Below are 20,617 nucleotides of genomic sequence, written 5' to 3'. Positions count from 1 at the left end.
TTGCTACAGACTGCGCGAAACACCGAAACGTCTTGACAGAAGTTCTTACAGGGAAGGCGGAAGTTGCTACAGACTGCGCGAAACACCGAAACGTCTTGACGGAAGTTGCTACAGACTGCGCGAAACACCGAAACGTCTTGACAGAAGTTCTTACAGGGAAGGCGGAAGTTGCTACAGACTGCGCGAAACACCGAAACGTCAACCCTGGAGTAATATTTTTTGATAGATACTAAATGTAGGATTCTGTTAAGGTTTTTTAACAGGGATTAAGTAGGATAAAAACTGAGCGAGTTTGAGAACTTTTGACTTTTGACTTCCGCGCAGCAATACTAGGGATTGCGATCGCCGGAAAAAATCTGCACTTCTTCACCGGGTTGCAAACTTGCAATTAGTTCGGGTAAACGAAGTTAAGCTTCTGTTAATGGAATCCGTGTCATTGTTTTGTGCTTCTGGGCGTTAGCCGTACCACTTCGTGGAAGCAAGCTACGTGGAGCGTCTTGTAGAGTTGGCTTTAGCAAAGCCATCGCTCTTACTTAATTTTACAGGTATCTAGAATAAGGGCGATCTTCCCTTTGCCTACGCCACGTTACAGGGCGATCGCTTGTCTAGTTAGTTCAACCCTTAGCTTAATCCCTAGTACCCTATGGCGTAAATAGACCAACCATTTAAAATCCCTAAAAAGCCCATTCCATAATACTTTTGACTTTTGATTTTTGACTTTTGCCTTGCGGTACTAGCCCTATTCCCATGATTGAAATTCATCAATGGCGCTACGAATTAAGGAAGTTATTTGAGCGCGACGGGTTTCAAAGTTGGCGGCGATATAAATCAGTAGGATGCCAACTAGCAAGCCAACAACCCATTTTAAAAAGGAGTATTGCAAGCTGAAAATTACTGATTGATAGATTGTAGTGATTAAAAAAGTGGCTGTACCAATGTAGAGAAAAGCCCGGACTCGCAAAGCTAATCCAGCAAAAATGGCGATAAGACTGAAAATTCCCGGTATCCAGGCTGTATCTTGATGAAATAAAATTGCCCACCCACAAATTAAACCACTACCTAGCACTCTCAGAATATGGCGAGTTGCTTTATACTCTGGTAGCTTCAGTTGAAAATCGACTTGAGCAATATACAGCAGTGACAACCCAATGGGTGTTACATACCATAAAACATCAGTTAGATGTAAGGAATTAAACCAACGGTAAAGTGCCCAATCAATGAGCGCCATACTAATATAGGTAAAACGGATGTTTTCACCCACCTTTGCGAGGAAGATGTAGAATCCAGCTGCGATTATTAAGGTAATTGGGTAAATTCGCAGTCTGGTTTCCCATAAAATTATCAGTGGTATAATGTAGGCGGCTTGCTGCCAAGGTCTTTTAGACCAACCCCAACTTTCCCAAGGCAGGATGTATAGAAAATACGCTACCACACAGGCGATCGCACCGTTCCAAGGAACTAGCGGCCCAGCCCAAAATCGTCCTACTGCTGTCTCGCGCCAATAAACCCTCATGCCGGCTACCTCTAATAAGCCAAGGTAAACCCACATCTCGGCTATTGTAATTCCTCCCAAGATGCTGGGGGAAGTGCGCGAATTTCGTCCCTGAAAGATGGCATAACGAATTAAAAATACCCCAGTTGCCAATCCCACTAAACGGTTAACTCCAATGGGAAGAGGAATGGCAGCCATTAATAAACAGCTACTCCAAGCCCAATGAATATGAGCAATTCCTTTCAGTTCTTGGGGAGTCAGGCGTAAGTAGCTTATCATCCAAGGCGACAAGATGCGGTAAGCATACATGATACTAGTACCAAGGGCAGACATAGCAATCAATCCATCACCTAATGTTCCTACTGAAGCTTGTAACATTTGATAGAACAAAAGTTCATAGGCAGAAATGGATACGCCAATGATTCCTAAGTACAGCAGAGGTTTAAAGTTCTCGTGCCGTCGCCCCACGCCAATGATGATTAAAGCTACACCCAAAGAATACAAACCAGTCCACTCGGTGAAGGTGTCCAAACGCAGTAATACACTGAATGCACCATAAATTAATGGCAAAATGTGAAAGCTGCTAGGAAGCCTTTCTAATTGATGTCGTCGTTGCCACCACTCTCCGACAAGTTGAGCAATTAAACCTAAGGCGATATTTGCGATCGCTATTTTAATAATTGAGCGTTCCCCAAACCCTAACACTTGGGCAATCACCAATTCCAAACCCCAACCAATGCCATAAAATGCCCAATTTGTCGGTTCGCGCCAACTGCGATAAACAATGGCTGCCAAGGTAATCGCAGTGGCAGCTAAATACAAAAATTCTGAATTAATAAACCCTGAGTAAATCAGTATTGAGTGTAGCGTCAAACCAAACAACTCAAAGCCACATAAGGCGATCGCCCACTTATCATTAGCGGCTGCATAGATAACTGCTAATTCGTTAGTGCGTCGGCTCAAAACTGTCCGCGTTAACCATAAAGTTAAGGTTGCGATCGCGCCGGCGACAAACCAACCTGCTACCGTGAGACGAGGTAAACCAGGTACACCCGTCCACAGCAGCGCCCCAATAAAACTCAGAGCAAATCCTTCTGTAATTACCGCAGATACTTGATTTCGGAAATAGCGCGTATTTGCAAACATCAATCCGATACCTACAGCCAAACCGATTAATCTGGTTCCTGGTAACTGTAAAGTCAGTAGCTGGGCAATTATCACAGCCAAGACACTCAAGTAACGGCTAGTAATCCGCCGCTCGATAATTGTGGCATTGGCAACACCCGTGAGAGCTATAGGCGTAACTAGCCAAATGACTCCCCAATAAGCTCGGCTATCAGCTATACCATACCAAGATGATTCTGTATTTATCCACAATAGGAAAAAACTAGCGGCGGCTAGTGCTAAACCGATATCCCATGCACTATGTTGCCATAAACCTTGCCTGAGGCTAAATCGCCATTCTGCAACCATCAGAGCTAATAAAATACTTGCCCAGGCTTGGTGACTCAGGGTTGGAAATAACCAATTAATCGTAGAGCAAAATGTCAGCACCCCGATGATGTGAGTTAGATATACCAGGGGAAATGAGGAGGAGGAGCGGCGTTGAGTGACAAATGCAAGAGTGATTGTAGAAAATAGCAGATTTAACGATCGCAATGTGGGATTTACTATAGCGATCGTTGTTAAAAAAGTTCCAAGTAAGAGGGTGAGCAGTTCGCCAAATTTAGCCAATTCTCGCTTTTCGATGCGATATAGGCTATCCGTGAGCGCCACCATCAATATTACGTAGGGAAATAAAGCTACACCCAGTAACGCCCAAGGTTGATTTTGAGAATTGGTGAGTTGAGTGCCAGTAGCGATCGCCCATTGCTGTAAGTTATTAGGTATTAACCGCCAAAAGAGCCAAATCGTCTGTAAGCCGATCACAAAAACTGCTGCTAAGTCAGCCTTTGAACTGTACCGCCGCAAGCAACTTCCCACAAACCACAAACCCAAGCCACTCACAGCTATTGCTTGCCAGGGATAATTTACTACTGAAACCAGCCAACCCAGGAAGAGTAAAATGCCACCGAGTTTTTCCCAGAGTAAGAGGGATGAGGGAAACGGGGAGAATATTACTGTTACTTCCTCTGCTTCCCCTGCTCCCCCTGTTCTCTCCCCTTGCTCTGCTAACCAAGTCACCAACCACCCGCAAATACCAATAGCTAACCCTAACTGAGTCACATTTACCCCAGCAACAAAAATCGCCCGCATTAGCAGCACTATCAAAGCATAAATAATTACAGCCGCACTCAAACTAATACTTAACCTGCGGCGTAGGCGTAGCCCGTCGTAGACATCGCGCCGATCTTCCTCGCTGATCGGATTAGGCTGTTGGTAATGATGATAAACAGTAATAATAGTTGTGCCGATCATTGCCAGATAAACAGCAATTAAGGGAAATCCTCTTAATTGCCAACCCCAATGCAGATAACTCAGCCCCAGAATATTTGCTATAAATAATTTGCCGGTATATAAATTGGCAAAAATAGTCCGATTTTTGGAGAGTAAAATAGTTATAGCAGTAAGAGTAGGGCAGGCGATCGCAACTACAATCCAATCCACAGGATTTTGCCACAACCGAAAGCTATCCATTGCCCAAAAGTTCACAGGGATTAATAAAAGGGTGACAATCAGCAATGTCTGAGCCGTCAATCTGAGATTACTTTGCTTAATTGCCCAAAAGCTTAACCCCCAAAAACTCAAAGTATAAGCAAATAAAACTCCATACTGTCCAGAAGCCGGAAACCTCTGCCACTGACTCGCAGCCAGTACCCCAGAGGACACCACTACCAAGAATACCCCTAGAAAAAGCAGCCAGCGGACACTCAATTCTGCCCCCAAGGACTGCAACATTGTGCTGATAAAGTTCGGTTTAACTGGTTTTTGTTGCAGTTGGCTACGGTTACTAGATTGTAAAGCTGCTACGGGCAACTGCCCCACTGGGTCAGAAGTTACAAATGCTACCTTTGTTTCTGCTTCAGGCTGGGGTTGCAACACCACCGTACACACTAGAAACTCTTGGCATAGCTGCTTGACTTGGGTATCAGATATCAAACCTAAGCGCAGCCATATATCTAGTCCTTCTAATAACTGAGGATGGGAGGATGGCAGTCTGATTTCAAATTTTAGCGGGCGCTCAAGGGGTGATGACATAAGCGGGAGCAGTATAACTATATACTTAAATTATGATTTTAATTAAAGTATATTTTCGCTCTAGTTGTGTCACTTGTCAGGCTAATTGATATTAATTTTTAACCTACGAGCGATATTCAAATGTCAACTGTCTGCTTTTAGGTTCCACCTTATTTAGAGGCAGGGGGCAGGGGAGAAAGGATTTTTGATACGAGCCACCGCTATTAGGGGCGGAATCTTTTGATGTTTAAGGAAGTTCATGCCCCGCCTTCTTGTGAGCGGTCTTTTTTCCTCCTGCCCCCTTGTCTCTTTTTGTCAAAGCCTCCCAACAGCTAGATGCACCTGTATCCTTTGTTTACGTGGATTTTGTTATTTTCCAGAGAATGTCATTTATTTGCTGTAACTTTGAGTTATAAATTTTCTCCATTCCAGCTTTTAAGAAGTCAGATGGATCAAACAAGAATATGTCAGTAAAACCATTAGTAATCTCTGGTAAATGATTTTTAGTGACGATTTGAAATTGCACTTTTTGCTCAAGTAAGTGAGCAAGTATTTGTATTGGAATTATGTCAGCGTCACTAATTAAAAGCGGTTTATTAGCTTGACTAACAATATTAGCAGTTTGGGGATATCCGTGGTTTCTTTCCGGTAATTTGTTCCACCACATCTGGGCTTGAGAACTGATTGTACAAGATATGATTCCGCTGATAATTACTATAGACGCTACCAATGACCAGAGCTTTTTTCGCCAAATTTTAGAAGAAATAGACGTGATTTTAATGGTAAATAGATAAGCAACAGCTAACTCTATACCTAAAACTGAGGGAAGTGTATATCGAGTAGTAGCGTATCGTTTTTGAAAGACGAAATCCATTATTAATAGGGGAACCCCTACAGACCCAATCAAGGTTAAGACAAATAACCAAACTTCTTTAGTGCTTCTTCGACAAATAACATAAATTGAGTAAATAATTAGAGTTAAAATAATTAAAATAAAAGGAATTAAGGCAATCTTAAGTTTTCCTGGGTCGCTAGGGCTAATACCTAAATCGAGAAACGCCCGACTAAAGATACCAGCCCACCTGATAGCTGACGGAAAGAATGTTTGTTTAGTACTTGCCCAACTTACTGATGCTGGTTGAGGATGGGTAATAATAATCCAAATCCAAGGTACGAAAGTCAGAACTCCCGCAAGCAATGAAAGCAGGTAAGATATTAAGGTTTTACTGAATCGGAAGCGTTCGATTACAATTACATAGATTCCGTGTGCCAGAGCAACAAGAAAAACAAATAAATGACTATAAAACCCTAGTGACAATGTTGCTGCATAAATGCACCAACTAACTTTTGTTTTAAGGCGCATGGCTCGCAGTAGTGCTGCGCTCGACATTAAGACGGCTACTATTGCTAAACTGTAGGCTCGTGCTTCTTGTGCATACAAAACGTGAACAGGTGAAACGGCCACCAACGCCATGGCCATCCACGCTACTAATGAAGACTCAAATAATTCTCGACATAGCCAATAAATACAAGGAAAGGTGAGCAAACTAATCACTGCCGAAAAACTTCTTGTCACTGCTACAGAATTGCCAAACAACTCTACCCAAAATCGAGTCAGCAAAAGGTATAGCGGCAAAATCTGTGAGTCTTCTAAAATAACTCCTTTAATTGTATCAATTGCATTTCTTTCAGGATTGGGATACTGGTATTTCTGCAAATCTTTTATAGTGAGCAAACGACCATTACTTAACTGCTCTCTCGTTTCTGACGCCAGATAACCAGATATGCGTATTGATGTGTAAACTTCATCACCCCAATAAATTTTTTTGTCAATATTGACAAACCGAAAAAATACACCTATCACTAATAGGATAATGATTAAAAAACGTAACCCAGATTTAGAAATAACCCAGTTCTGTGACAATTGCTTTCTCATGCAGTTTTCAATCTCCTCAAAGCCTTAATAAACGGTGGTAAAATTTATTGTTAGAATCGGTTAGCATACATTTTGGTTCTAATGCTACTTTTAAGACGTATTGCAAGACGCTACAAATATTTTATGCTGGTCAACTCCCAAATTCACTTTCCGGTTAAACCAGAAAGTACAAATTGTAAATGTTGTCAACCACTGTGATAAATATGAATCATTAGAATAAAATATTTGTATCCACATTTGTAAGAGGCAATTCAGAAGTCTTTAATAGCTCATTGGTAATAGCAAAGTAAATTAGCCTCTCTGAAAAGCTGTTTTAAAAGTTTTATTGTTGGTATCAATAAGTGCCTAAAATTACAGCCAAACACTTTCAAAACATCCTCTGAATATACTAAAATACAAAAGTTAGGATTTATTTATATAATTTACAAATTAAACACAAGGGAGTTTTGATTGATTATTACTATATAAATTTTCCTAAGTTGAATTTTAATAATTACTTGGAATTTAATACATAAGATTCAGTTATAAAAGTAATAGCAAATAATAGCAAAAGTTCATAATATTTTTTCTTGGCGTTTTTCTAACTATTTGTGTTTAACATAATGATCCAATTTAACAAGTAAACATTTGAATTTTTCCTCCAAAATTAATATTTAATCATGAGCAAATCGTCTATCAATATTTGAGCTAAAAGTATCCTAAGTTTACAAAGTCTCAAAAATTTTCCAGCTTTTGGCAACAAGATACCATACTAAATGCAATTATTTATCTGTAATTGTTTAGTATAAATTAATCTAAATATTAAATCTTTTTCTGAAAAATAAAAAGATTTGATAAGTTTATATGAAAACGCTATAAATATGCCTTCGAGTAGGATTGAAACAAAAGGTACGTTAACATTTGTTTAAACCCCAACCTTGCAACAGCGGAAGATCCTGAGTCTGGTATATCGAGTAGACTAAGCTAGCGATCGCTCCGTAGCGCGGATATTTATTATTCATGGCTTACCTGGCTGATTCTCCCCTACGATAGTATTGCTTTGATAGTTGCGATCGCGCCTACCAACCAGGAAAAGAAAATTTTTGTTGCAGGGAAAGTGCGTAAGACATAATATGTGCTTATTTCAAAACAAGTACTTTTAAGTATGTGTTTTCCCTCCACCCCTTTGCTAAGAGCAGCCTGACTCAGCACTACTGAAACAGTCAGGGCCGCCAGTTCAAGCCTATTTTGTCAGCTTCTCTACTTATTACCATCTTCCGGTAATAGAATTAAGGACGAAGCCTTTGTAAAGCCTTCAACTATCAAAAGATAGAAGCTCTAGTTGCAGATTTTACCAAATGTGAGTAAATCGAAAATCTGTACCCAAAATAGGCTTGTAGCATATAAAACGCTTGTAAGATTTTTATGACTTCCCGTATTCGCTTTTTGATGTGCCCTCCTGATCACTACGATGTGGACTATGTGATAAATCCCTGGATGGAAGGGAATATTCACAAATCATCGCGCGATCGCGCCGTGGAACAGTGGCAGGGATTACACCAGATTCTCAAACAACACGCCATTGTAGACTTAGTACCACCTGAAAAAGGTTGGCCTGATTTGGTTTTTACCGCCAATGCTGGCTTAGTACTTGGGGATAACGTCGTCCTCAGTCGCTTTTTGCACAAAGAACGTCAGGGAGAGGAGCCTTTCTTCAAACAATGGTTTGAGGCAAATGGTTATACAGTCAATGAACTTCCCAAAGATTTGCCTTTTGAGGGAGCAGGAGACGCACTGCTGGATCGGGAAGGCCTCTGGTTATGGGCGGGATACGGTTTCCGCTCGGAATTAGATTCTCACCCTTATCTAGCGAAATGGCTGGATATTGAGGTGCTTTCCCTGCGACTCATAGATGAACGTTTTTATCACCTGGATACCTGTTTTTGTCCCCTAGCAAATGGCTATTTACTGTACTATCCAGGTGCTTTTGATTCTTACTCCAACCGCTTAATTGAAATGCGAGTCGCACCAGAAAAGCGAATCGCACTTGAAGAGGCTGATGCAGTCAACTTCGCTTGTAATGCAGTGAATGTCGATAGCATCGTCATCATGAACAAGACGAGCGATGCTTTGAAAACCCGCCTTGCAGATGCAGGTTTCCAAGTGCTGGAAACGCCACTTACGGAATTTCTCAAAGCTGGTGGCGCGGCTAAATGCTTAACTCTGCGGGTGACAGAACCAGTTAGAGACGAAATTCATGCCAATGTCTCGGTAGAAAGCCGCGTCATTCGCATGGAAGGACACTTGCTGGATGCAGGCTTAATTAACCGCGCTTTGGATTTGATTATAGATGCCGGGGGAAGCTTCAAAGTCCTGAATTTCAACTTGGGAGAACAGCGACAAAGTACCTCAGCGGCTGATGTGAGGGTATCAGCGCCATCCCATGAGGTGATGGAAGAAATTATCTCGTTGTTGATTGATTTGGGTGCAGTAGATTTACCGCATGATGAGCGAGACGCCAAACTGGAGCCTGTGATCCAAGATGGTGTAGCACCGGATGATTTCTACGTCAGTACAATTTATCCCACCGAAGTCCGGATTAATGGACAGTGGGTGAAGGTAGAAAATCAGCGGATGGATGGGGCGATCGCAATTACCGAAACTGCCAATGGCTTACTCGCTCGGTGTAAAATACTCCGCGATTTAAAAGTTGGCGAACAGGTAATTGTAGACGTGCTAGGTATCCGCACCATCCGCAAAACGGAATCGCGGGAACTACGCAGCACTCAAGAATTTAGCTTTATGTCGGCAGGAGTTTCCAGCGAACGGCGCGTGGAATTGGTTGTTGAGCAAGTGGCTTGGGAATTGCGGAAAATCCGCGATGCTGGTGGTAAAGTTGTGGTTACAGCTGGGCCCGTGGTGATTCACACTGGTGGCGGTGAACACCTAGCGCAACTGATTCGGGAAGGATACGTGCAAGCGCTGTTGGCTGGTAATGCGATCGCAGTTCACGACATCGAGCAAAATATCATGGGCACTTCCTTGGGTGTAGACATGAAGCGAGGTGTCGCCGTGCATGGTGGACACCGCCATCACCTGAAGGTAATTAATAGTATCCGCCGTCATGGCAGCATTCCCAAAGCTGTGGAAGCGGGGGCAATTAAGAGTGGCGTGATGTATGAGTGTGTCCACAATAATGTGCCTTTTGTGCTTGCTGGATCGATTCGGGATGACGGGCCTTTGCCTGATACGGAAATGAATTTGATTAAAGCACAGGAGGATTATGCCAAACACTTGGAAGGTGCGGAGATGATTTTGATGCTGTCATCAATGCTGCACTCGATTGGGGTGGGGAATATGACTCCGGCGGGGGTGAAGATGGTGTGTGTGGATATTAATCCAGCTGTGGTAACTAAGTTAAGCGATCGCGGTTCTGTGGAATCGGTGGGTGTGGTGACGGATGTGGGATTGTTCCTCAGTCTGTTGATTCAACAGTTGGATAAGTTGACAAGTCCTTATGTTAATAAGATAGGTTAAAGAGACGAACCACAGAGGCGCAAAGGACGCAGAGAAAGGGAGATGACAAGAGTAGCTTTTAGTGAAGAGTTGCAAGTTAATTGGGTCAGTTTGATTGCTGATTTTATGCTGGTAGGGATGGTTTTTGGCCCGCCAGTGGCTCCCTTTCTGGCTGCGTCTGGGGTATGGTTGCTTGGAGAGATTGCGGACATCATTTATTTCATGGGTAATCATGTATGTCCGCAACCAGCTATGGGGTTAGATTTGGCACCACCGTTTATTATGGCTGTGTGTATGCGCTGCTACGGCACTGTGACGGGTTTGCTGATTACTCGTGTGCTGTATGGGGTAACTGGTGGTCAAGGTTTTTACTGGTTGAGTCAATATGGCTTAAGTGGTGCGACGATCGCAAGTGTGCTGATGATGGCTTATCCTTTGGAATTGGCAGCACAGGTTTTCGGTTTTTGGAGTTTTAATAACTATCTGGTTACGCCTTTTGGATTGATTACGGGTTTGGCGTGGGGATTGTTTACTATGCCTATTTTGCACGGGTGCCGGGGTGCTAAAACCAGCTTAACTCAATTGTAGATTTTATATCACAACTTGTAGAGGGGATTAATTTTTGCAGGTCGATGCAATGGCATTGTCAGTTGAAACAATCGCATTGCAAGTCGATATAATTGCATTGTCAGTCAAAACAATCGCATTGCAAGTCGAAACAATGGCATTGTCAGTCAAAACAATGGCATTGTCAGTCGAAACAATGGCATTGTCAGTCAAAACAATTGCATTATCAGTCGATACAATTGCATTGCAGCAGGTTGCATTTAGATAACACAGCGATGCAAATGCCCTGACGCATCAACAGTTGTTGTAAGTTGAAAAACTTCCATTGTTATCCCAACTATTAAACTCTGGTCTAATTTTAATGCGATCGCACCATTCGACTAACAGCCTTGGTCAAACTTAAAGTCACCAGGACTTACGCAAAAATTGCTAAAAAGCTTAATTTATCGAACCGCCAAGATGCCAACAGCGCCGAAAATTCGTAGAGTGTGCGTAAGTCTTAGTCACTAATGAGCGATCACTAGTATTTACAATATTAGAACGCCAATTCAGTAATCAACTCGTCAAACTCACGTTAATATGAATATCGTCATTATTGGTGCGGGCCCGGCTGGGCTATTCTTAGCCCATCGATTACTCGCCCTTAGTCAAAACCATACGGTACAACTATATGACTCTAACCAAAATCCTACTGATTTAGAATATGCAGACAGTCGAGGATTCGGCTTGGGATTAGGCACAAAAGTACAGCAATGGTTGAACAGTATTGAAGGGTTACAAGAGAAGTTAGCCTCCCAAGGGGTAGAATTGACTCCCGGCGGACTTATTTTAATTCCGCGTCGTGATCTGTGTGCTTTACTTGTACACCTACTGACGCGTTATGGCAATCGAACCTCTGATGAAAGTTCACGGCTATCTGTAAATTTTAATGTTCCAGTCGTGGATGTTGATCTGGCGCGTCGTGAGGTCGTGATTGAGAGAGAGTCTGGTCATGAAACAGTAGTATATGATTTGCTAGTGGGAGCAGACGGGATTCACTCGACCATCCGAAATGCCTTAATGCTTTCAAAACCAGACGAAATCGATTTTCAACAGCTGCAACGACCCCATGTGTGGAAAGTATTGCAACTCTCGATGCCGCCAGAACTAGAACAATCTCCACCTCGCATCATTCGACTTCAAAAGCGAAACACTCAATTTGGGCTTATTTTTGGTGGCTGCTTACCGCGAAAAGATGGCGATTTGACTGCACTGATTTTTTGGCAACCAATAGGTAGTAGCGATCGGATTAATCCTTATGGAATTACAAGTCCAGAGGAATTACAGCAGTTATTGCAGGAGATGTTGCCAAAAAACGTCCCTGCACTCAAACTTAATAGAGATCAAGCTGCGGCATTCCTGGCAGCCCAGCCGGGGCATGAATACTGGAGTCAATGTCGCTACTATCATGACTTGCAAGGTCAGGTAGTATTGATTGGGGACGCTGCACACTCTATGTTCAGCCTTTTGGGACAAGGTTGCACCGCAGCGATTAAAGATGCAGTTGTCCTTGACTCATTGCTTAGGCAGCACGGCGATCAATTGTCGCTTGTGTTACCTCAGTTTTCTGTTCAACAAGTCGAAGAAGGTCATGCTGCTTCTGACCTTGGACTGATTGCATTAATCTTTTACCACCGTTGGCTGGGACTTCTCTACAAAGTCACCACGTTGCTATGGGTTGTTGTACTCAGACAACCAACCATCTTTGCTCGGCTCAATCAAGTGGATGCTAACTATGTGCAAGTACTCCACGAGAATAGATTTTGGATCTGGCTTGCTAAGAAAGTGCTTTCAAATCCACCCAAAGTGGCAAAACAAAGTTGTTCTAAGAACCTATCCCACTAATAATATTTGTGCTAAAAAGCTTAAGCTTTTTGAGAACATAAAATGAAAAATTGAGGTTTTCAAGCACATTTTACGAAAAGAAGTTGGGTTTTTTTGAATAGTGGGATAGGTTCATAGATGATTTTGTCGGTTACTACACCCAAATTTTGGGGCCGAATAAATTATCGTTGGAGAATATAGATTTTTCATCGAAGCAGGTGGGAGTAGTGGGGTCGCTGCCGCCGGCGGCGGTTCCCGAACCTAGTAGCCTTCTGGGTTATATCACACTGGGCGGTTTAATGCTAGGGAGTACTCTCAGAAAAGCTTTCAAGTAAGGGATAAAAGGGGAGAGGGTGAAGATGCCTTTTCTCTTTTTTCTCGTTTTCGATATCTGGCACGGGGGGGCGAAAAAATGGGCAGACTGAAAAGAGAATTTTTGGCCGCTTATTCCTATCACATCACCACTCGTTGCAACAACCGAGATTTCACCTTAGCACGTCGTGAAACGAGAGAAATTTTCCTGCATATCATCAAACAACCACAGGACAAATATGGCTTCAAATATGCCTTGTGCATCATGCTCAATCATGTCCATTAGAGCTTTTCTTAGTGCCATTCGGATAAGCACAAATATACTGATTAGACAGTCAGGGCCTTTTGCTCCCCCAACCCTGCTATGAAAAGGGGCTGGGGGGTTAGGTTTTTGATTACTGAATCGATGCTCTAGCGATCATCGTGTTTATTATCGTTATGGTCTTATACTGCCTGTACCTACCTGCACCTTCTGCGATCCTTCAACGATTTGGTAAAGTTTGTCTTCTAATTTTTGCATACATGCCGACCAATCAAAGTCAAGTATGGAAGGGCGAGCTTGCCGAGTCAAATCTGCTTTAAGGCTGGGATTTTCCAAAATCGCAATCACCTTGTGGGCAAAATCTGTTGGGTTATTGGGTTCGGCTAAAAAACCGTTGATCGCATGAAAAACCTGTTCAGGATTTCCTCCAGCATTGGCTGCTACAACAGGGGTTCCAGATGCTAAAGCTTCCATATTGGTGGTACAGAAGTTTTCGGTGACAGAGGGGTTGACAAATATATCTGCCCGTGCATATAAACCTAGAAGTTCTGTTCCGTGGGACTCACCCCAGACAGTAATACCGGACTCAAACTTTTGGGCGCGCCGACGGATCTCCTCATCCAAGGGGCCACTACCGACGATGACTAAATGGACATCAGGAATTTTGGCAGCAATGATTGGAAATGCATCTATAAGTTGGGTGACATTTTTTTCTGGGGTAATGCGTCCGACAAAAAGGATAGTTGGTCGATAGTCGTTAGCAATGGGGTTGTAGTCGATATTTTGGGGGTGAAATTTTTCGCAATCAATCCCTTGATATGGCACGTATTCACTGCGTTGGCATTTCAATCGGTTGTACTTAGCAAGCAGTTCTTGAGACGGAAATAAGTTGAGATCATAAGCATTACTGAACTGCTTGACTAAAAGGGGAACAATCGGACGTAGCAAGCTAAAGAACAGATTTCCTAAGTAATATCGAATATAGGCAACGATATCGGTATGGAAAATTGAGATGATTGGGGTATCAGTTTGTTTAGCGTACTCAACTCCTATGGGGCGACCATAACCTTGTAAGAAAAGTGAGTATAATCCTCTCATTTGCGCCGCTTCTTCAACCAGTATAATATCGGGCTGGAAGTTCTCAAGTAACTTAGTATCACTCCAATAGCGATAGTTTAATGGTTGGGGAAGAGATTTGTAGAAGATTAGCGGTTTGGTGGGGAATGCATAAGCAGAAAAGTTGGGGAAGGGCTGTAGTTCATCCAATCCTGACATTGGGCGATTTCCAACCTTTCTGGGGTATTGGCCATTAATTTCTGGGTGGATAAGAAAGACCTCATGCCCTTGTTGCAGTAACCATTGAACTCGTTGGTGTACTGCAACGGAAACTCCAGTCAAGAAAGGAGGGTACAATGCTGTAAACAGTGCAATGCGAAGTGGTTGCTTAGTCATAAAAAGGGGAATATTACACTAAAATGCTGGTTTTGAATTTAGGATTTACGCTGCAAATGTTTCATTAACATCCTGATTATTTGGCTCACAAATTACCACTAATACAGTTAGGCTAAGGATTTACGCATTTACAAATGGTCTAAATTGTCGATTCTGAAGAGGATGTTTCTACTTGGTTAGAAACTATCAAAATATTCAAAATACTCAGTCATAATTCCCCTTAATATATTTCTCTAAACCCTTGCCATAAATGTAAATAAATTTTGGAAATTAACAAGCAAAAGCGTGGATTTTGACAAGGGTTATAGCTAATTTAATTCGACTAAATATAAGATAATATAATTTGAAGACTAGGGAATGTTTAGTGTAATAACTTTCATGCCCTAGTTTATATCTAGCTATTTAGTTCAAAGAGAAACCTTGCTATCAATAGGCTGATCCAACCATTGATAAGGGCGATATTCGACTAGCCGGACATTCCAAGGCCCTTGAACCCGATAGCTGACACCGCGCCAAGTGACTGTTGAAATCCACAGTGACGATAGCATCGCTAACCCATAAACCCACTGTGTCAGGGGAATCCCAATTAACATTTTGATGATTGTAGCAGCTGATAATTTTGCGATCGCCTGGTCATTAGAGCGAACCATTCGCTGTATCTCTAATTCCAACACCAGCATTACCAAAAGTAATCCGACAGTATAAACTCCATAGCAGCCTAACAAGAGAGCCGCAGCTTCCCATTTTGTCTCTAACAACGACTCTAGAATTAACAGGATGACTATAGTCGGAAACAAAATGCTAGAAACAGCTTCACTAACTAGAGCTAACCAACGTGGGTGATACAGTCGAGAATAAAGGATGAGGCGCTTAAGATAATCTATTAAGTTGAATAAATCAGTCTCTTCACGATTTACTATCAGCAGCGAAGGCACAAACTTTACCTGCAACCCATGTTTTTTGAGGATGTCGTGCATCATAAAATCTTCGCCTAAAGCTTGTCCCCACTTATCTAGCAGTTCTGTTTGGCGAAGCACTTCTGTTTTCACAGCCAAAGTCCCACCCCAAGGAATCTGGAAGAGAAACATTTGCACTACTGTGGATACATTGCCTGTATATCGCACTAAAGATCCCCAATACTTACCTGTAGGTACGTACCAACGATTACCTGTTGTCGCCCCGACTTTGGCATCACCTAAAGGACTGACTAATTCTCGCAGCCAATTCACATGGACTATAGTATCAGCATCTACTAGGGCAACCACCTTGTAGGAATCGTCCAACTCATGGATAGCTTGCACTAAAGAACTGCATTTGAGACTACAATTGTTGCGTACTATTCTCAAAGGGCTAATTTGAACGTTGGTCGCTTCCTGCTCTGTGATCGTTTCACTGGCAATTTTCCAAGCGGGATCTTCGTGACTATCAACGATCAACTTTAAATCATACTGTGGATAGTTCTGATTTAGGAGCGATCGCAAACATCTAGGCAAAAACGGATCGGCTCCGCGTAGGCAAAGAATCACTGCTGTTTTGGGTAACTGCTCATCTGGTAATAAGTTTTTTTTAGATGAGCGCAGATACCATATAAAGACAAGCGTTAAACACACCTGAATAACTAGCCAACTCATCAAAGACTTAGAGAAAAATATCGCCAAATCTTCCATTAAATTTTTAATCTCCGATAGGATTAGGGATTGGGGACTGGGGATTAGGGATTGGAAATCAGAAGTATCTTTTAGAGAAGCAGTACCCAGTCCCCAGGCCTTTTAGGAATCAAGCGAATATTTCATAATAATGTTGACTGTTGTATTTTTGTTTACAACAAAACTGGCGTCGCGAAACTTTGGCGCACCTGTTTGTATGGACACAGTTGGATTTTTAGAAATCCCAAAACCTTCTTTGGGAATACCGAAAAAGTCTTTGTTGAGTTTGCGATCGCCATTCTGATCATCAACTACGGCGACAGCATAAGTTCCAGGCTTTAAACCGGAAAATTCTTTTTTTACAGAACTTCCAGTAATCTTAACGCAGCCACTTTGATCTCCACTAGAATTACTCATCGGAAATCCTTGTTCACTTGGGTAAACTCTCAAGCAAATCTCACCTTTTTGATGATGTATTCCATTTACCACAACAGTTAATGTTTCAGTTGGTTCAGCATTCACTGTTTTAGCAAAGCTGATGCTCACTAAAGTAGCAAGCAAAACATGACAAATTTGAGATAGTTTCAGCATAGTTTTGGAGTGAAAAATAGGTGATTGTGTGCCTCAAAAAAAGCTGCGATTGCCAGCTTTTATTTTTAAACCGATTTATTTAAAGCGTGACTTGCGGTTTTTTAATTGATGCTTTATACCAACCTTTCCAAAATACTTGTAGCACTTTTAGCAAATCTTTCAGCAAAAGATACTGTGTCCCTTTTAAATGCTGATATAGACTTATATGACAACATAGCCGTTCATACAAACTCAGGGGACTACGCCATATGGAGAGTACATACTCCCAGAATATTCTCCAATGTGGCAATAAAATTTTTCCTTTCTTTGCTGAGTCAAACCATACTGTATATGCATAAAAATCAGGCAGCATACTCAATGAGGGTTTTTTACTGTTGTTAGTAAACAACAAATAATTAGGGAAATACATACTCATTGATTGTTGCGGATGGCTTCTGGCAAAAAACAGGTATTCAGGGATTTCATAAAACCTACCGAGAATACCAAGTCTTAATAAGAGAATTCCGTCTGCATTACCGTAACCACCCATAGGCGGTATCTTTCTCAAGGCACTGGCACGAATTACTCCATAACATTGATAACATAAATGCTTGGTCAGCAATTCGTTAAAACGTTGCTGTGGTTTTAATGCATCTGCCTTGAGTTTGATATCGTAATTTTGGAAAAAATTTCCCTGTTCATCAATAAAATATGTCTGTGAGTGACACAAGATGATACTAGAATCTTGGTCAAGCACCTCAATACACTTCTTGATAAAATCTGGAGCATGTAAATCATCATAGGCTGCCCACTTAAAATACTCACCCGAAGACAATTTAAAGACGCGATCAAAGTTACGGGCGCAACCAATATTATTGTCATTGCGGTAGTAACAGATACGTTGGTCTTGCTCGGCGTATGCTCTACAAATTTCTTCAGTTTTATCTGTAGATGCATTATCTGAAATAATTATCTCAAAATCTTCAAAGCTCTGAGCCAAGAGTGAATCTATGGCTTGTTTAAGAAATTTCTCACCATTGTATACAGGTAATCCGATGCTCAATCGTGGCTGATTCCCAATCATAGAAAACAAGTATTCGGAAAATAGGTGGATTATTTTATGCTTAATTGCAGCTAATTTTAGGCAGATGCAACGTAAGAATTCATAAATCAGAATCCAGAAATCAGAATTAAGAATACTTTGATACCTCACATCTTGTACCAAACTCTAAACTCCTGTACAGACGCGATTAATCGCGTCTCTACTCCTAATTCCTGTACAGACGTGATTAGTCGCGTCTCTACTCCTAATTCCTGTACAGACGCAATTAATCGCGTCTCTACTCCTAATTCCTAACCCCTAATCCCTAACTCCCAACTTCTTACAATCCAACAATGATTACGAAAATTTATGGACTATTTGATCAAGCGTTGGATATCTGTTTTTTGCAGCCATTTATGTGTTTGTTGCATTCCTTCTTCTAGGTCAATTATTGGTTTATAATTTAACAGGCTTTGTGCTTTGACAATCGAACAAGCATAGGGACGAGTCATAAAATCTATAGACTCAGGTAAAATATCAACTTTTTGGCGAAAAAGTTTTTGTCCTTGAACACGTAGTTTTACAAACAACTTGATTTCATCTTTTGATAATGAGAGGGGTGCTGATAAACCTTCCATTGCTGCTAAACGCATAAAATACTCTTTCCAGGAAGTTTCTTGTCCGTCGGTGATATTAAATATTTCACCATAGGTTTCTTTTTCTATCGCTAGAAAGATGCCATCAATCAGGTTATCTATATATACATGATTGATTACTCCTTTACTATCGTTGGCACAGGCAAATAATTTTTGACGCATCATCAGAATTGGTCTGACTATCCAAGGAATACTTCCTGGGCCGTAAACATCTCCGGCCCGAATAACGATGATGCCAAAATCTGGCGGATTATTCAGTTCTAATACTGCTGTTTCGGCTTCTATTTTCGTTTGACAATATGGATTATTTTCGCCAGAGAGTGGCCCGGATTCTGTAACACCATTCGGATAGTTGAAACCGTAAACCATCACACTGGATAGATGCACAAATGTTTTTACACCAGCCTGTTTAGCGGCTTTAGCTATGTTGACAGTACCGCCAACATTGACATCACGAAAATGATTAATTGCGCCAGTTTCTTCGGCAATTTGATATGTATGTAAAACGATGTCTACTCCCTGACAAGCCTTTTGGGCAGTGGTAGAATCAGTGATACTACCAATAATTACCTCAACACCTAAATTCTGTAATTGTTTGTTCTGTTCTGTAGAACTTTGCAGTCCACGAACCTTCATTCCTTGCGCTATGGCTAACTCGGCTGCGCGCAAACCGACAAGTTCATCAATTCCAGTAATTAGGAGGGTTTTGTTTTTGAGGTTCATAAAGTCGGGATTATTGTTAAATAGGTGAATTGGAGTTGTTAGATAAAAGACTTCAAAGTTATACCAAATTTAAATTTTGGTAAAGACTTTTAATCTAAAATCTAAAATTGATATAAGGAGCAATTTTTCTGTGGAGAGGCTGCACCAATGATTACTTATGAGTCTATATCAGGGCAAAATGATTTGATGATTTTGCTGCTAAGAATCAGCTAAAAAATATCTCCCGGGTCTGCGGATCGGAGTTTGTTGATAGCAAGTGCACCTGAGGTTATACACATTAATACGGTTGAAGTTAAGATTATCAATGCATTATTAATGGTCATAACTATTGGTAATTTAGTTGCTTCTGCTGCAAAACTATATAACAACACAGAAGTAATCAATCCGGGAATATAACCTAAAATTGCCAGAATTAAAGCTTGCTGAAATACCACATTTAATAAATATCTATTGGCATAACCTATGGCTTTTAAAGTGGCGTAAGCAACGAACTGCGTAGCAATATTGCTGTAAAGAATTTGATAAACAATAACCACACCAACAACCGCAGCCATTGTCAACATCAAGTTAAGTATAAAACCAATTGGTGTTCTGATTGCCCAATATTTTTTTTCAAAATCAATAAAGCCTTGGTGTGTAAAAACTTGGACATCATTAGGCAAACTTGCTTGCAAATTTTTCAGTACTGCTTCTGCATTACTACCAGGTTTGAGGGAAATCAAACCGATATCTATCATATCTGCCGGACGACTATTGGGATTTATCCTCAGGAAAGTAGAGTCACTGACAATTAAATTTCCGTCTACCCCAAAGGAAGGCCCTAAGCTGAATAAACCACCAATTCTCACTCTATAGCCAATTAATGAATTGAAGGGAAATATTTCAATTGTCTGTGCAGTATCTCCGGCATTAAATTTTTCAGCTATTGGGCCAAACTCTGGGCGAGAACCCCGGTCAAAAAACACGACATCAGGAATTTTGAGTTTATCTAGATTTTTCTCAACTTCTGGGATGTTCATCACAGGGTTACCTGGATCGAAACCAATAACATATATTGAATATTTCTCACTAGTTGCCGGATTTTTCAGTTTAGCAAATTGTAAATACATGGGGCTAACTGACTCTACGCCATCAAACCCTAAAGATTGGTACAAACGAGTCCGCGAAAAGCTTTGATTTGAAGTCAAAGATTTATATTGCGAACTAACTAAAAATAAATCTCCCTTGAGATTCTGATGCAGTGCGGTTGCACTTGAATAGAGAGCATCTTGAAAACCAAGTTGCACAAACATTAGCAGCACAATAAAACCAATCCCGGCTACAGCTACTAGTAGACGAACTTTTTGCTGGGCTAGCTGTAGCCATCCTAAAGGAATTTTGAAAATCATGGATTTATTTGTTAATTATTATTTATCATTGGTTAT

Annotated in this window: 13 protein-coding genes; 5 read left to right on the top strand and 8 right to left on the bottom strand. The window is 41.3% G+C overall.

The features are described 5' to 3' along the window. A partial coding sequence (locus tag V7K40_RS26320) for a hypothetical protein (protein WP_334964961.1) occupies window positions 1-233 on the top strand: 233 nt, incomplete at its 5' end. Between the two features lie 506 nt (window positions 234-739). Here V7K40_RS26320 and V7K40_RS26315 read toward each other — a convergent pair. Beyond that, complete coding sequence (locus V7K40_RS26315; RefSeq protein ID WP_334964959.1) at window positions 740-4,690, bottom strand: DUF2157 domain-containing protein; 3,951 nt, start codon at window positions 4,688-4,690, stop codon at window positions 740-742. A gap of 334 nt (window positions 4,691-5,024) precedes the next feature. Then, complete coding sequence (locus V7K40_RS26310) at window positions 5,025-6,593, bottom strand: glycosyltransferase family 39 protein (protein ID WP_334964957.1); 1,569 nt, start codon at window positions 6,591-6,593, stop codon at window positions 5,025-5,027. Between the two features lie 1,416 nt (window positions 6,594-8,009). On the opposite strand from V7K40_RS26310, the gene V7K40_RS26305 reads away from it, so the two are divergent. The 4 genes from V7K40_RS26305 to V7K40_RS26290 all read left to right on the top strand — a co-directional run bounded on the left by V7K40_RS26305 (window position 8,010) and on the right by V7K40_RS26290 (window position 12,551). Beyond that, window positions 8,010-10,121, top strand: coding sequence for a TIGR00300 family protein (locus V7K40_RS26305; protein WP_334964955.1), 2,112 nt, complete (start codon window positions 8,010-8,012; stop codon window positions 10,119-10,121). Window positions 10,122-10,163: 42 nt separating this feature from the next. Further along, on the top strand, window positions 10,164-10,688 hold the full coding sequence (locus V7K40_RS26300) for a DUF2085 domain-containing protein (protein WP_334964953.1): 525 nt from the start codon (window positions 10,164-10,166) through the stop codon (window positions 10,686-10,688). 34 nt (window positions 10,689-10,722) lie between these two features. Beyond that, a complete protein-coding gene (locus V7K40_RS26295; protein ID WP_334964951.1) occupies window positions 10,723-10,935 on the top strand; it encodes a hypothetical protein in 213 nt (70 codons plus the stop codon). A 311-nt stretch (window positions 10,936-11,246) separates the two neighbouring features. After that, window positions 11,247-12,551 carry an NAD(P)/FAD-dependent oxidoreductase gene (locus V7K40_RS26290; RefSeq protein ID WP_334964949.1) on the top strand — a complete coding sequence of 435 codons (1,305 nt, stop codon included), beginning with the start codon at window positions 11,247-11,249 and terminating at the stop codon, window positions 12,549-12,551. A 727-nt stretch (window positions 12,552-13,278) separates the two neighbouring features. Here V7K40_RS26290 and V7K40_RS26285 read toward each other — a convergent pair. From V7K40_RS26285 to devC, 6 genes are all read right to left on the bottom strand, one after another. Continuing rightward, window positions 13,279-14,556 (bottom strand): glycosyltransferase, encoded by a 1,278-nt coding sequence (locus tag V7K40_RS26285; RefSeq protein ID WP_334964947.1) that lies wholly within the window; start codon window positions 14,554-14,556, stop codon window positions 13,279-13,281. A gap of 407 nt (window positions 14,557-14,963) precedes the next feature. Next, complete coding sequence (locus V7K40_RS26280) at window positions 14,964-16,223, bottom strand: glycosyltransferase family 2 protein (protein WP_334964945.1); 1,260 nt, start codon at window positions 16,221-16,223, stop codon at window positions 14,964-14,966. 102 nt (window positions 16,224-16,325) lie between these two features. Next, window positions 16,326-16,793, bottom strand: coding sequence for a DUF2141 domain-containing protein (locus tag V7K40_RS26275; RefSeq protein WP_334964943.1), 468 nt, complete (start codon window positions 16,791-16,793; stop codon window positions 16,326-16,328). 79 nt (window positions 16,794-16,872) lie between these two features. Next, window positions 16,873-17,856, bottom strand: a complete 984-nt coding sequence (locus V7K40_RS26270; RefSeq protein WP_334964979.1) for a glycosyltransferase family 2 protein — start codon at window positions 17,854-17,856, stop codon at window positions 16,873-16,875. A gap of 332 nt (window positions 17,857-18,188) precedes the next feature. Further along, window positions 18,189-19,193, bottom strand: coding sequence for an NAD(P)-dependent oxidoreductase (locus tag V7K40_RS26265; protein WP_334964941.1), 1,005 nt, complete (start codon window positions 19,191-19,193; stop codon window positions 18,189-18,191). A 209-nt stretch (window positions 19,194-19,402) separates the two neighbouring features. Then, complete coding sequence (gene devC / locus V7K40_RS26260) at window positions 19,403-20,581, bottom strand: ABC transporter permease DevC (RefSeq protein ID WP_334964939.1); 1,179 nt, start codon at window positions 20,579-20,581, stop codon at window positions 19,403-19,405. Between the last annotated feature and the right edge of the window lie 36 nt (window positions 20,582-20,617).

The organism is Nostoc sp., assembly GCF_036917195.1.
Taxonomy (GTDB): Bacteria; Cyanobacteriota; Cyanobacteriia; order Cyanobacteriales; family Nostocaceae; genus Nostoc.
Note: the sequence above shows the minus strand (reverse complement) of the source record. Positions and strands in the feature narration are given on the sequence as shown.

Bases quoted from the DNA above. Each gene is read 5' to 3' on its own strand.
- V7K40_RS26315 (WP_334964959.1), bottom strand. From the start codon at position 4,690: ATGTCATCACCCCTTGAGCGCCCGCTAAAATTTGAAATCAGACTGCCA.
- V7K40_RS26305 (WP_334964955.1), top strand. From the start codon at position 8,010: ATGACTTCCCGTATTCGCTTTTTGATGTGCCCTCCTGATCACTACGAT.
- V7K40_RS26300 (WP_334964953.1), top strand. From the start codon at position 10,164: ATGACAAGAGTAGCTTTTAGTGAAGAGTTGCAAGTTAATTGGGTCAGT.
- V7K40_RS26290 (WP_334964949.1), top strand. From the start codon at position 11,247: ATGAATATCGTCATTATTGGTGCGGGCCCGGCTGGGCTATTCTTAGCC.
- V7K40_RS26285 (WP_334964947.1), bottom strand. From the start codon at position 14,556: ATGACTAAGCAACCACTTCGCATTGCACTGTTTACAGCATTGTACCCT.
- V7K40_RS26280 (WP_334964945.1), bottom strand. From the start codon at position 16,223: ATGGAAGATTTGGCGATATTTTTCTCTAAGTCTTTGATGAGTTGGCTA.
- V7K40_RS26275 (WP_334964943.1), bottom strand. From the start codon at position 16,793: ATGCTGAAACTATCTCAAATTTGTCATGTTTTGCTTGCTACTTTAGTG.
- V7K40_RS26270 (WP_334964979.1), bottom strand. From the start codon at position 17,856: ATGATTGGGAATCAGCCACGATTGAGCATCGGATTACCTGTATACAAT.
- V7K40_RS26265 (WP_334964941.1), bottom strand. From the start codon at position 19,193: ATGAACCTCAAAAACAAAACCCTCCTAATTACTGGAATTGATGAACTT.
- devC (WP_334964939.1), bottom strand. From the start codon at position 20,581: ATGATTTTCAAAATTCCTTTAGGATGGCTACAGCTAGCCCAGCAAAAA.